General features: G+C 71.3%; 13 protein-coding genes. 5 read left to right on the top strand and 8 right to left on the bottom strand.

Annotation, left to right across the window (positions count from 1 at the left end; translation table 11 throughout):
* Positions 1–7: 7 nt before the first annotated feature.
* Together aroB and Q8Q71_RS06020 are read right to left on the bottom strand one after the other, a co-directional pair.
* Positions 8–1,114 carry a 3-dehydroquinate synthase gene (gene aroB, locus Q8Q71_RS06025; RefSeq protein ID WP_305758722.1) on the bottom strand — a complete coding sequence of 369 codons (1,107 nt, stop codon included), beginning with the start codon at positions 1,112–1,114 and terminating at the stop codon, positions 8–10.
* Entirely contained in the window at positions 1,111–1,665 is a 555-nt protein-coding gene (locus tag Q8Q71_RS06020) for a shikimate kinase (RefSeq protein ID WP_305758721.1), read from the bottom strand. The genes aroB and Q8Q71_RS06020 overlap by 4 nt, the downstream gene beginning before the upstream one ends.
* A 107-nt stretch (positions 1,666–1,772) precedes the next feature.
* Between Q8Q71_RS06020 and Q8Q71_RS06015 the strand changes: the two genes are divergently transcribed.
* From Q8Q71_RS06015 to Q8Q71_RS06000, 4 genes are all read left to right on the top strand, one after another.
* Entirely contained in the window at positions 1,773–2,672 is a 900-nt protein-coding gene (locus Q8Q71_RS06015; RefSeq protein WP_305758720.1) for a site-specific tyrosine recombinase XerD, read from the top strand.
* An 83-nt stretch (positions 2,673–2,755) separates the two neighbouring features.
* Entirely contained in the window at positions 2,756–3,706 is a 951-nt protein-coding gene (locus tag Q8Q71_RS06010) for an acetyl-CoA carboxylase carboxyltransferase subunit alpha (protein WP_305758719.1), read from the top strand.
* Between the two features lie 112 nt (positions 3,707–3,818).
* Entirely contained in the window at positions 3,819–4,397 is a 579-nt protein-coding gene (locus Q8Q71_RS06005) for a response regulator (protein ID WP_305758718.1), read from the top strand.
* A complete protein-coding gene (locus Q8Q71_RS06000) occupies positions 4,394–4,867 on the top strand; it encodes a chemotaxis protein CheE (RefSeq protein ID WP_305758717.1) in 474 nt (157 codons plus the stop codon). Before Q8Q71_RS06005 ends, Q8Q71_RS06000 begins: the two co-directional genes overlap by 4 nt.
* On the opposite strand, the gene Q8Q71_RS05995 is transcribed toward Q8Q71_RS06000, so the two are convergent.
* The 3 genes from Q8Q71_RS05995 to Q8Q71_RS05985 all read right to left on the bottom strand — a co-directional run bounded on the left by Q8Q71_RS05995 (position 4,855) and on the right by Q8Q71_RS05985 (position 8,438).
* Positions 4,855–6,741, bottom strand: a complete 1,887-nt coding sequence (locus Q8Q71_RS05995) for an ABC transporter ATP-binding protein/permease (protein WP_305759013.1) — start codon at positions 6,739–6,741, stop codon at positions 4,855–4,857. The two genes, Q8Q71_RS06000 and Q8Q71_RS05995, sit on opposite strands and share 13 nt — an antisense overlap.
* Before the next feature lie 101 nt (positions 6,742–6,842).
* Positions 6,843–8,051: an acyl-CoA dehydrogenase family protein gene (locus tag Q8Q71_RS05990; protein ID WP_305758716.1), complete on the bottom strand. Its 1,209-nt coding sequence runs from the start codon at positions 8,049–8,051 to the stop codon at positions 6,843–6,845.
* A gap of 81 nt (positions 8,052–8,132) precedes the next feature.
* The gene (locus Q8Q71_RS05985) at positions 8,133–8,438 is read right to left on the bottom strand and encodes an SCP2 sterol-binding domain-containing protein (RefSeq protein ID WP_305758715.1); all 306 of its coding nucleotides are present in this window, start codon (positions 8,436–8,438) and stop codon (positions 8,133–8,135) included.
* Positions 8,439–8,764: 326 nt separating this feature from the next.
* Between Q8Q71_RS05985 and Q8Q71_RS05980 the strand changes: the two genes are divergently transcribed.
* Positions 8,765–9,271 carry a hypothetical protein gene (locus tag Q8Q71_RS05980; RefSeq protein WP_305758714.1) on the top strand — a complete coding sequence of 169 codons (507 nt, stop codon included), beginning with the start codon at positions 8,765–8,767 and terminating at the stop codon, positions 9,269–9,271.
* 113 nt (positions 9,272–9,384) lie between these two features.
* Here Q8Q71_RS05980 and Q8Q71_RS05975 read toward each other — a convergent pair whose 3' ends face one another.
* The 3 genes from Q8Q71_RS05975 to Q8Q71_RS05965 all read right to left on the bottom strand — a co-directional run bounded on the left by Q8Q71_RS05975 (position 9,385) and on the right by Q8Q71_RS05965 (position 12,845).
* Positions 9,385–9,933: a hypothetical protein gene (locus Q8Q71_RS05975; RefSeq protein ID WP_305758713.1), complete on the bottom strand. Its 549-nt coding sequence runs from the start codon at positions 9,931–9,933 to the stop codon at positions 9,385–9,387.
* A gap of 89 nt (positions 9,934–10,022) precedes the next feature.
* The gene (locus tag Q8Q71_RS05970) at positions 10,023–12,152 is read right to left on the bottom strand and encodes a response regulator (RefSeq protein WP_305759012.1); all 2,130 of its coding nucleotides are present in this window, start codon (positions 12,150–12,152) and stop codon (positions 10,023–10,025) included.
* Between the two features lie 66 nt (positions 12,153–12,218).
* A complete protein-coding gene (locus Q8Q71_RS05965) occupies positions 12,219–12,845 on the bottom strand; it encodes a hypothetical protein (protein WP_305758712.1) in 627 nt (208 codons plus the stop codon).
* Positions 12,846–12,875 lie beyond the last annotated feature (30 nt).

Here is a 12,875-nt window from a genome sequence, read left to right as displayed (position 1 = left end):
GTGAGACTCAGGCCGCGCCTTCGGATTTCAGGAAGGCGGCGATCGCGGCGCGATCCACCGCCCTTTCGACGAAGGCGTCGCCGATGGCGCGGACCAGGATCAGGGTCAGTCGTCCGGCCTCGGCCTTCTTGTCCCCGGCCATGCGCGCTGCCAACCGGTCGGCGCTGAACACGCCCGCATGATCCAGCCGGGTCGGCAGACCCGCCGCGGCGAGAACGGCTTCGACCCGGGCGGCGTCCGCGGCGGGACACAGCCCGCTGGCGGCCGAGAACCGGAAGGCCATGGCGCAGCCCAAGGCCACCGCCTCGCCATGGGTCAGCACATCCTCGTCGAATCCCAGTTCGGCCTCGAGGGCATGGCCGAAGGTGTGGCCGAGGTTCAGCAGGGCCCGCTGGCCGGCCTCCTTCTGGTCCTGACCGACGATGGCGCTCTTGATCTCGACCGACCGGACCACGGCGCGATGAAGGGCGACGGCGTCCCCGTTCGCGCCTGCCGCCCCTTCACCGGCGAGCCAGTCGAAAAAGGCTGCGTCGCAGATCAGGCCATGCTTGAGCACCTCGGCCCAGCCCGATCGGAGCTGGCGCGGCGGCAGGGTGGACAGCAGATCGATGTCGGCCACCACCAGCCGAGGCTGGTGGAAGGCGCCGACCAGGTTCTTGCCGCGCGGCATGTCGATTGCGGTCTTGCCGCCGACCGAGGAGTCGACCTGGGCCAGCAGGGTCGTCGGAACCTGGACGAAGTCGATGCCGCGCATGTAGAGGGCCGCCGCCAGGCCCGCGAGATCCCCGACCACGCCGCCGCCCAGGGCCACGATCAGGTCGCGTCGGTCCAGCCCGAAGGCCAGCAGCCGGTCTATCACCCGCTCCAGTTCGGCGAAGGATTTGGAGTTCTCCCCGGGCGGCACCGCCAGCAGCCGGGCGCGAACCCCGGCGGCCTCTAGCGAGGCGAGCGCCGACGGACCGTGCAGGGCGGCGACGGTCTCGTCGGTGACGATGACGGTCCGCCCCTCGGCCAACGACGCGAGCCGGGAGCCAAGTTCCGGCATCAGGCCCCGCCCGACCACTACTTCATAGGACCGGAACCCGTCGCCGGCCACCTGGATGACCGTGGTCATGCCCCGACCTCCGCCCAATGGGCTTCCAGGGCATGGACGATGGCCTCGACGGAGTCGGCATGCGCCCCGCTGGCGACGTCGACGGTCAGGTCGGCGGCGGCGTAGAACGGGTAGCGGGCCTCGGCCATGGCCTTCAGAGCCTCCAGCGGGTCGCGGCCGCGCAGCAGGGGCCGGGTGTCGCGACGCTGGACCCGGGCCGCCACGGTCTCGAGGTCGGCGCGCATCCAGACGGTGACGGCGCGCGCCTTTAGTTCGGCGCGGGTTTCGGGATTCAGGACCGCCCCGCCCCCGGTCGCGAGCACCATGCGCGGAGCCTGCAGCAGGCGTTTCAGCACGCGCGCCTCTCCGGCCCGAAACTCGGCCTCGCCCAGCCGGGCGAAGATGTCCGAGACGGTCATGGCCGCCGCCGCCTCGATCTCGACGTCCGCGTCGGCGAAGGGCAGACCGAGTCGTTTGGCCAGCCGTCGTCCGACCGTCGATTTGCCCACCCCCATCAGCCCGACGAGGGCTATGGTGCGACGATGGACGGGAATCGTTTCGGCAAGGCTCATCGCCGGCCTCTCGGGAAGCGGAACGGCGACGATGCGGAGAGCGACAGGCACGGCATGACCCGACAACCCTCTACACCAAGCGGCGGCGGCGAAAAGCGTCGGCGCGCATGAGCACGCCGCAGGTCGAAGCCTTTCTCGAGATGATGGCCGTCGAACGCGACGCCTCACCCCATACGCTGTCGGCCTACGGCCGCGATCTGGCGGACGCCGAGGCGGGTATACCGGGCGGCCTGATGCGGGGCGACGAGACCGGGCTGGAGGCCTGGTACGCCAGTCTTGCGCGGCGCGGCCTCTCGCCGGCGACCCAGGCGCGACGGCGGTCGGCGGTGCGTCAATTCTATCGCTTCGCGCTGGGCGAGGGGTGGCGGGTCGACGACCCGTCGCGACGGCTGGACGCGCCGAAACAGGGCCGCAGCCTGCCCCGGACCCTGGCTGGCGACGAGATCGACCGGTTGCTGACGGCGGCGGCCGCGCGGGACGGGACGGCGGGCCAGCGGCTGGTCGCCCTGGTCGAGTTGGCCTACGCCTCCGGCCTGCGGGTTTCGGAACTGCTGGGTCTGAAAGTCGAGGCCGTGCGCCGCGACCCCGCCTTCCTGATCGTGCGCGGCAAGGGCGGCAAGGAGCGACTCGCCCCGCTGAACGCCTCCGCCCGGGAGGCGGTGAAGACCTGGCTGGTCGCCCGCGACGCGGTCCGGCCGGAGAAGGCGCCTGACAGTCCGTGGCTGTTCCCGTCGGTCTCGGCCAAGGGCCATCTGACGTCGCGCCGTTTCGCCCAGTTGCTCGACCAGGCCGCCGTCGACGCCGGGATCGACCCGGCCCGGGTCAGCCCCCACGTCCTGCGCCATGCCTTCGCCACCCACTTGCTGGAGGGCGGGGCCGACCTGCGGGTCGTGCAGACCCTGCTGGGCCATGCCGACATTGCGACGACGCAGATCTACACCCACGTCGCCACCGACCGTCTGACCCAGGTGGTGCGCGACAAGCACCCGCTGGGGCGGGACGACTGAACCCCGCTTGCTCCCCGGCGTTGACCTGACTAGGTTCCGCCGCCTTCCGATGCGCCACGCGGCGCGCCTGTTCCGGACGCCTGATGGCCGTGCACTACCTCGAGTTTGAAAAGCCGATCGCCGATCTGGAGGCGAAGATCGAGGAGCTGAACCTGCTCTCCTCGACCTCCGGTTCGTTCGACGCCGAGGTCGAGGGCCTGCGCAAGAAGGCCGAGCAGCTGCGGCGCAAGACCTACGCCAGCCTCGATCCGTGGATGAAGACCCAGGTCGCGCGGCATCCGCAGCGGCCGCATTTCGTCGACTATGTCGAGGGGCTGTTCACCGACTTCGTCGAGCTGAAGGGCGACCGGCAGTTCGGCGATGACCAGGCCATTCTCGGCGGTCTGGCCCGGTTCCGGGGCGCGCCCGTGGTGCTGATGGGCCATGAGAAGGGCCACGACACCCAGACCCGCGTCGTGCACAATTTCGGCATGGCCCGGCCCGAAGGCTACCGCAAGGCGGTGCGCCTGATGGACCTGGCCGAGCGCTACGGGCTGCCGGTGCTGACCTTTGTCGACACCGCCGGCGCCTATCCGGGTCTCGGCGCCGAGGAGCGCGGCCAGGCCGAGGCCATCGCCCGCTCGACCGAACGCTGCCTGACCCTGGGCGTGCCCTCGATCGCGACCATCACCGGCGAGGGCGGCTCGGGCGGGGCCATCGCCATCGCCGCGGCGGGCCGGGTGTTGATGCTCGAGCATTCGATCTATTCGGTCATCTCGCCCGAGGGCGCGGCCGGCATCCTGTGGCGCGACGGGGCCCGGGCCCGCGACGCCGCCATGGCCATGAAGATCACCGCGCCGGACCTGGTCGAGCTGAAGATCGTCGACCGCATCATCCCCGAACCGGTCGGCGGGGCCCACGCCGACCGGGCGGCGGCCATCGCCGCCGTGGGCGACGTGCTGGCCGAGGAGCTGACCGCCCTCTCGGGCCTGACCGCGGACCAGCTGCGCAAGGCCAGGGCCGACCGCTTCTACGCCATCGGCCGCGGCCTCTAGGCGCTCGTCGCGCGGAGCCGCGGGACCCTGGCCGTTAACCTGTCCGCTACCGGCGCATGCCAGCGTTCCGCATGGACGCGTTCCGGTCCCCCCTTCCGCGGAGAGCCAGCCGATGAGCGGTCTCGGCGAAGCGTTGCGCGAGAGCGCGGTGATCAATCTGACCGGCGCGGCGACCATGGTGGTCGACGACTCAGCCTTCGCCCTGGATCTGACGGCCCAGGCCCTGCTCGGCTTCGGGATCCGGACCCGCCACGCCTGCCATGGCGCGGCCGAGGCCATGGAAATCCTCAGGGAGCAGGACATCGACCTGCTGGTGGTCGATTGCGAGATGCCCGGCATGGACGGCTTCGAACTGGTCCGCTGGCTGCGGCGTTCGGGCCTTGAGCCCAACGCCTTCGTGCCCGTGATCATGACCGCGGCCCATATCCGCCGATCCCGCGTGGCCGAGGCCCGGGACTGCGGCGCCAGTTTCATCGTCACCAAGCCGTTCAGCGCCACCACCCTGCTGGAACGGATCGTCTGGGTGGCGCGCGACAGCCGGCCCTTCCTCGAGGTCGGCGAATATTTCGGTCCGGACCGCCGGTTCCGCAGCGGCCGCCCGCCCGGGGACGAGCGCCGCGCCGAAATGATCCGCAAGTCGGCGTTCGAGGCCCGGAAGGCCGAGGCCGCGATCACGGGAGAAGGCGGTTGACCCTGATCACCCACCCGCGTCGGAAATCCAATCTGGCCCGGATGATCGACTCGGCCGGCGGAGTCAGCGTCGGGGTCGCCCTGGCCCGGGCCCGGGCCAATATCGAGGCGAAACGCGCCGAGGCCCTGACCGTGGTGGAGTCCGAAATCGCGGCGCTGGAGGCCGTGCCCGCCCCCGTCGGTCCCGACGATGCGCCGGCGCGGCTGGACGAGGCCTATCGCGCGGCGACGGGAGTGATCGACGCGGCCGGGCCGTTCGACCTGGTCGATCTGTGCCGGACGGCCTCGAGCCTGTGCGATCTCATCGGCGCGGCCCGGCCGGGCGAGGCGTTCGACTGGCGCATCGTGATCGTCCATGCGCGGACCATGCGGCTGCTGCAGACGCTGCCGCTGGAGGCGGCAGAGCAGCGGGCCCGGGTGCTGCACGATCTGGGCCGGATGGTCGAACGCAAACTGGCTCAGGCCGGCTGACGATCGGTCCGGGCGCCGCGCGTCTGCTTGCGCCACAGGGCCGCGTATTCGCCGCCGAGATGGGCGACCAGTTCGTGGTGGGCGCCGCGCTCGACGATGCGGCCGGCCTTCAGCACCAGGATCTGGTCGGCGTCGGCGATGGTCGACAGGCGATGGGCCACCACCAGGGTGGTGCGGCCCGCGCGGGCCTTCCTCAGGGTCTTCTGGATAGCGGCCTCGGTGCGGCTGTCCAGGGCGCTGGTCGCCTCGTCAAGGATCAGGACGCAGGGATCGGCCAGCAGGGCGCGGGCGATGCCAACCCGCTGGCGCTCGCCGCCGGACAGCTTCAGTCCCCGTTCGCCGACCCGGGTCTCCATCCCTTCGGGCAGATCCCGGATGAAAGCGGCCAGTTCCGCCGCCTCGGCGGCGGCCCAGATCGCCGCCTCGTCGGCGTCCGGACGGGCGAAGCCGATGTTGGCGCGGATGCTGTCGTTGAACAGGGCCACGTCCTGGGGCACCAGGGCGACGGCCGTTCGCAGCGAGGCCTGGGCCACCTGCCGGGCGTCGAGACCGTCGATCAGCACCCGGCCCTCCTGCGGGTCGAGCAGGCGCAGGGCCAGTTTGACGATGGTCGACTTGCCCGACCCAGAGGGGCCCACCAGGGCCGTGGTCGTGCCGGGCGGTGCGACGAAGCTGACGTCCTCAAGGCCGTTGGCGCGGGCGTCGTGGCGGAAGCCGACGTGCTCGAAGGCCAGGGCCGCGCCGCGGGAATCCGCCGGGCGCGGCAGCGGGACGGCGTCGGGCGCGTCCGCGACCTGGGGCGTCTGTCGCGTCACCTTGAGCATCTCCTCCATGTCGATGAAGGACTGGCGGATTTCGCGATAGGCGAAGCCGAGGATGTTCAGCGGCGCATAGAGGGAGATCATGATCAGCACCGCGGCCATGACGTCGCCCGGCCCCATCCGGCCGGCCGCGGCCTCATAGCCGGCCATGACCGCCATGACCGCGAGGCCGACGTTCATGATCACGGCCTGCATGATGTTGAGCAGGGCCAGCGAGCTGTTGGCCTTCAGGGCGGCGCGGGTGTAGTCGCCCAGCGCCCGGTCATAGGCGCCGGCGGCCCGGGCCTCGGCCCCGAACGACTTGACCGTCTCGTAGTTGAGCAGGGCGTCCACCGAGACGCCGGCCGCCTCCGTGTCGGCCGCGTTCATCTCGCGCCGATGCTCCAGCCGCCAGTTGGACAGGGCGAAGGTCGAGGCGGCGTAGATCGCCACCACGGCCACGGCCACGGCCCCGAAGCGCCAGTCGTACCGACCGCCCAGCACGCCCGCCGCCAGCACCAGCTCGACGCCGGTCGGCACCAGGTTGAAGGCCAGGATGCGCAGCAGGAAGTCCACCGCCCGCGATCCCCGGTCCATGGTCCGCGACAGCGATCCCGACCGTTTGGTCTGGTGGAAGTCCAGCGACAGGCTCAGGGCGTGGGCGAAGGTCTCGGTCGCCGCGCGGCGCTGGGCGGCCGAACGGACGGGGGCGAACACCACGTCGGAGGCGTTGGGGGCGACGGCCGACAGCAGGCGCACGAAGGCCCAGCCGACCGCGAAGCCGGCGAAGCCCATGCCGACCGCGACCGCCGCCCCCTGCCCCGCCGCCAGATGGTTGACCGCCAGACCCAGCACCAGCGGCGCCAGCACGCCCAGGGCCTTGCCCCCGAGGGTCATGGCGATGGCGGCGGTCAGGCGCAGGCGCAGTTGCGGGGCGTTCGAGCGGAGGACCAGCCGGACCAGATCGGCCAGGGCCCGCCAGGTCGGGGGGCTTGCGGCGGCCGGAACGGGGGCCCCGACCTGCGCCGCCCTGGCCGCCGAATCACCCCGTCGTCCCGTCCGTTCGCCTTGCATCGCCATGGGCCGAGATATGGACCGCGCCGGGGTCTGCGCAAAGGGCGCAGTGACCGCAGGCATGAACCGCTTGGTCGGTGCAGCAGAAGGCGCCGTGGCGGCTATCCCCGCCGTTCGCCGTGCTTCGCATACTCCAGCCGGGCCACGGTGCGGTTGTGGACCTCGTCGGGGCCGTCGGCGATGCGCAGGGTGCGGACCATGGCGTACATCTCGGCCAGCGGCGTGTCGGCCGAGACGCCGGCGCCGCCGAAGGCCTGGATGGCGTCGTCGATGACCTGAAGCGCCATGCGGGGGGCCGCGACCTTGATCTGGGCGATCTCGGACTTGGCGTTCTTCGCCCCCGCCTCGTCCATCATCCAGGCGGCCTTGAGCACCAGCAGGCGGCACATCTCGATATTGGTGCGGGCCTCGCCGACGCGCTGCTCCCAGACCGAATGCTCGGCTAGCGACTTGCGGAAGGCGGTGCGCGACAGCAGGCGCTGGACCATCAGCTCCAGCGAGCGCTCGGCCACGCCGATGACGCGCATGCAATGGTGGATGCGGCCCGGCCCGAGGCGCCCTTGCGCGATCTCGAAGCCGCGGCCCTCGCCGGCGATCAGGTTCCCGACCGGAACGCGGACATTCTCCAGAACCACTTCGGCGTGGCCGATCGGACGCTCGTCATAGCCGAACACGGACAGCATCCGCTCGACGCGGAAGCCGGGCGCATCCACGGGGACGATGATCTGGGACTGCTGGGTGTGGACCGAGGCGTCGGGGTCGGTCTTGCCCATGACGATGGTCACCGCGACGTTCGGGTGGGCCATGTTGGTCGACCACCATTTGCGGCCGTTGATCACATAGTGGTCGCCGTCGCGGACGATACGGGTCTGGATGTTGGTGGCGTCGGACGAGGCGACCTCGGGCTCGGTCATCAGGAAGGCGGAGCGGATCTCGCCAGCCATCAGGGGCTTGAGCCATTTCGCCTGCTGGGCCTCGTTCCCGTACATATGGAGCACTTCCATATTGCCGGTGTCCGGGGCGTTGCAGTTGAACACCTCGGCCGACCACAGGTGGCGGCCCATCAGCTCGGCCAGCGGGGCGTATTCGAGGTTGGTCAGGCCCGCGCCGTGGTCGCCCGGCAGGAACATGTTCCACAGGCCGGCCTCGCGCGCCTGCGCCTTCATCTCCTCCATGGCCCGCGGCTGGCGGGTGTGGTCCTCGCGGACCTGGGCCCGGTATTCCTCCTCGCGCGGCAGGACGTGGTCGTCGAGGAAGCGCCGCACCCGGTCCTGCCAGTGCAGGGCCCTGTCGCTGTGCCGGAATTCCATGGGCGCGCTCCTTATCGGAAAGACAAACGGCGCGGGTCCCATCGGACGCCGCGCCGTCGATGTCGTTGTCTCAGGGCAAGCTCAGCGCTTCAGCAGCGGAGCCAGCTTCTGGGCGATCATCATGTCGCCGGCGATCTTCAGCTTGCCCTGCATGAAGGCCATCATCGGGTCCAGCTGGCCGTTCGACAGGGCCATGAAGTCGTCCCAGCCGATCGACACCGTGGCGTCGGCGGGCTTGTCCTCGTTGGTCACGGTGTTCGGAACCGAGGCCCCGTCGATGAAGATCTTGCCGACGTCGCCCAGATCGATCTTCACGGTCTTGCCCAGACCGGAGTTGTCGCCCACGGCGCCGCGGATGTGTTCGGTGACTTGAGCCAGCTCGGCCATGGGTCTCTCCCTGAAAGACGTTGAGGCTTCGACCTAGACCGGGTCCGGGCGGCTGCCAAGGTCACGCCGGGTCAAGTTGGCGCGACAATCGCGACGTCCCGGGCCGGAAAAGGGAGCGGAACGCGCGGTCGACGGCCCCGAATTTTCTCCTGAAAAGCGAACAATTCGCCCAACCGGGGCAAGAGGCGGGAGCGCCGCCGCCGCGCGGTCGCCACCCCCGGAACCGTCGCCTTGCCAAGCGGTTAAGGTTACCATAACGATGATACACCGGTCCTTTCCTGTGGGGTTATGCGGGGACTCCGGGACGACTGAATTGGGGAGCTCAAGTGAAACACATAGTCATCGCCGCCGTCGGCGTATTGCTGGCTTCGGCCGGAAGCGCCGGAACGACAGTCGCCCAGGACCGGGGCTACGGACCGCCGCCGCCGCCGCCTTCGTATTGCTGCGACAATCCCCCGCCTCCGTGCCGGGACGGAGGCCCTCGCGACCAATACGGAGTCTGCCTGTGCGACTACGAGGTGAATTGGTACAACCCCCCCGCGCCGTGGCACGTCGTCCGCGCCGGCGGGCCGGGCGTCCGCATCCGCGGTCGGCCGGTCACCATCGAGTCGGGTCGCATCGATATCCAGGGTCCGCCGATCTATGTCGAGGCCCCGCCCATCCGTATCCGGGCCCCGCAGATTTATCTGCGCGCGCCTGAAGTTCACGTCCGCCCGGCCGACGTCATCGTCGAGCCGCCGGAAATCCACTTCTCCGGCTGTGAAGACCTTATCGAGTGCGAGCCCGTGCGGCACGACTCCGCGCCGGGCAGCTACGAGGGCGAGCGCGGTTAGGACTGTCAGGACCGACCCGGCCGGACGCGCTCCGGCCGGGCTCTCGCTTCAAGGAACGACAGGCCCGACGCCTTGCGGCGCGGGCCTGTCTGTCATCCGGACCTGTGGCGCCGTCAGTTCGGGACGATCGCGGCCTCCGCCTCGGCCTCGACCGCGGTCGTCCGCGACGCACAGAAATTCTGATTCCGGACTTCCACCGCCAGGGCCATGTCGCCCCCGGCCAGGGCCGCCCGTATGGCCTCGTCGCAGCGATCCTCGCTCAGCAACCGGCTGACGTCCGCCCTGAGCGCCGCGCGGGCATTGGCCGCATCCCGCAGGGCCCGGGCTTCGCGCCGATCGTCCGGTAGGCAGAGCGAAAACCATGAGGCGTCGGCGCAGCGTGCGATCAGCCGCGCTTGCCGGTCCGCCTCGGCCGAGCTGATCTCAATCGGCGGAGCCAGGGTCGGCACCGTCGGCGGCACCGGCACGGTGATGGCCGGAGGATCGGTCATGACCACGGATCCGGGCGGAGCCCCGCGCAGGATCACCGCCGGCATCTGATAGTTGCAGACCCAGCCCGCGGGCGTCATCTCGCAGGATTGCAGCGTCGCCCGCGCCTCCTGCGACGCCGGAGCGGCGTCCGGGGCCTGGCCGAGGCCGAGCGCGAGCAGCAGTAAAATCATGACCCCATCCGACGACCGTCGTCATTACGACGCATCATACGCCGGAACGGCCGTCATGTATCCCTGTTCCGCAAGGTAGCCGCCGGAGGTCAGGCGGCGGCGGCCACCGGGGCCGACGCCGGCGCGGGGAAAACCTCCCCGCCCTCCAGAACGGTCGTCAGGGCGGTCATCAGCCGCGCCGGATTGACCGGTTTGGGCACATGGCCGTTCATGCCGGCGGACCGGCAGCGTTCCACGTCGTCGCGCATGACGTCGGCGGTGACCGCCAGGATCGGCGTCACGGCCGAAGGCCCGCCCGACGCCCGGATGGCGCGGGTGGCGTCCAGGCCGTCCATGCCCGGCATGCGCACGTCCATCAGGATGGCGTCAAAGGCGTCCCCGTCGGCGGCGGCGACCGCGGTCGCGCCGTCGTCGGCCTCGAACACGTCGCAGCCGTAGGCGGTCAGGATCAGCCGGGCGACCTCCCGGTTGGTCGGGTGGTCGTCGACCACCAGGATGCGCGGGGCGCGCCCGGTCTCCGCCACGACCCCGGCGGCCCCGGCCAGCGGCGCCGCCCGCGGCAGGTCGAGCGCGAACCGGAAGGTCGAGCCCCCCTCGGCCCCGGCCTGGTGGGTCAGGCGGCCGCCCATCAGGGCGACGATCGAATGGCACATGGCCAGGCCCAGCCCGGCCCCGGACTGGCGCCGCGCCAGGCCGGCGTCCAGCTGCGCGAAGGGCTGGAAGAGTTCGCCGCGGCGCGCCTCGGGCACGCCCGGCCCGGTGTCCCCGACGCTGATCTCGAGGCGATCCGTCTCGCCCTCGCCGGGCGTCAGAACGGCGCGCACGACGACCGAGCCGGCGTCGGTGAACTTGACCGCATTGTCGATCAGGCCCGCCGCCACCTGCCGCAGCCGCCGCGCGTCGACCCGATGGGGCGACGCGGAGAAGCCTTCGCACAGGACCGACAGCGCCAGCCCCTTGCCGGCGGCGGCGGCGCGGAACCGGTCGACGGCCTCGAGGATGACGGGCGCGACATCGGCCGGGGCGGGCTCCAGCTCCAGCCGACCCTGTTCCAGGCGGGAGAAGTCCAGAATGTCCTCGATCAGGGCGGTCAGCACGGCCGAGGAGGCGGCGATGGCCTCGGCCTGACGGCGCGCCTCGGGGTCCAGATCGGCGCGGGCGGCCAGGGCGCCGGCGAAGCCGGCCACGCCGTTCAGGGGGGTGCGAATCTCGTGGCTGACCACGGCCAGGAAACGCTCGCGGGTGGCGAGGGTCTGTTCGCTGCGGGCGCGGACCGCGGCGGCGGAGGCCTCCTTGCGGCGGGCGCGCTGTTCAGTGCGCATCCGCTCGGCCAGGGCGCTGGTGGCCAGGGTGGCGGTCAGCAGGATGCTGGCCAGGAACAGGTGCAGCAGCCCCACCTGGGTGAATTGCGGCGTGGTGTCGAACAGGGCGATGGGGCCGCGGTCGGCCAAGGTCTGGACCGTGGCGATCTGGGCCACGACCCCGACCGACAGGAAGGCCCAGGCCGCGCCGAGCCGGAAGGCCGCGAACAGCACGGCCGGATAGATCAGGAGGATCAGCGGATCGCCGGCCCAGGAAAAGGTCGTCGCCGTCAGCGCGCCCAGCCCGATCAGCAGGACGGCCCGCTCGCCGCGGCCGGCCGCGCCCGAATACAGCGGATTGACCCGCCGCATCATCAGCAGGACGGCAGGCAGGGCCAGCACCATGCCCACCCCGTCGCAGGCCGCCCAGCGGGGCCAGATGACCTGCCAGAGGCCCTGGTCGGGCGTCGTGAACAGGGCTCCGATCATGCCCTCGGCGGTCGCGACCAGGCCCACGATGGCGACGAAGGGGACAAACCGTCTCAGCCGTCCCAGATCCAGCGCCGCGCCGCAGAAGGTGCGGACCAGGACGGCGATGACGACCGAGAAGGCCAGGTTCAGGGCGGTGAAGGCGAGATTGAGGTTGGGCGGCAGGCCGCTGACGACGTTGACCGCCAGATTCAGCGAGATGCAGGCGGCGACAAAGGCCCAGCCGAGGCGCGGCCGGAGCAGCAGCAGGCCGGCGGTCAGCACCCCGTTCGCGGCCCAGAAGACGGTGGAATTATCGACCGAGCGCGACCAGAGCACGCCGGCGGCGAGGGTCAGGACATAGGCGGCGAACAGAACGGCGGCGTCGCGCCAGCCCCTCGGGGGCTCGCCCTTGCGATACAGCCGCCACCGAACCCCGAACGCCGTCATCACCCCGCCCCTCCGCGTGGACCGTCAGCGGTGACAGAAATTGATTGGGGACCGGTGAACGCCGCCTCAGTCCCAGGGGTCCGGCGGCGGACGGTCGTCCCGGGGCCGGGGCTCGCGCCAGCGATCGTCCTCGCCCCGGCGGTCGGGATCGGACCAGTAGCGCCGGCTGTCGGCCTCCCGTTCCCGCTCGATCCGGGCCTCGATCCGGGCGCGGCGCGCCTCGCGCTCGGCGCGATAGTCGCGGCGGGGGGCGTCGAAGCCGAACCAGCGGTCGCGGGCGGGGTCGTTTCCGGGCTGGGGTGCGACGTGAATGACGGCTTCCTCGACGCGGGGGCGCGGCGGTGGTTCCGGCTCCTTTCGCCCGTCGCCCCAAGGGTCGTCGGGAACCCAGGCGACCGTTTCGACGACGGACGGGAGCGGCGGCGGCAGGCCCTGGAAGCCGTCGACCAGGTCGCCGACCTCCATCACCGATCCGGGGACGATCGCCGGTTCGACGGGAGCGACCACCTCGATCTGCAGGCGTTCGCCGGGCGTCAGGGCGCGCGGCCCCGGCAGCGGCGCGGCCGCCAGGCCGTTCAGGCCGAAGACGCCGGCCACGGCGACGGCGGCCACGAAATGCGCCGGGCGCGCCTGCGCCGGCAGGCGGCGCAGGCGGGCGGCCCACGGCTCGGGCCCGGAGGGAGACTCTGACATGACGGCGCCGGAACTGGACGGAACTGCCGA

It is taken from the genome of Brevundimonas sp. (genome assembly GCF_030704825.1).
Classification (GTDB): domain Bacteria; phylum Pseudomonadota; class Alphaproteobacteria; order Caulobacterales; family Caulobacteraceae; genus Brevundimonas.
This window is presented reverse-complemented; position numbering and strand designations above follow the sequence as displayed.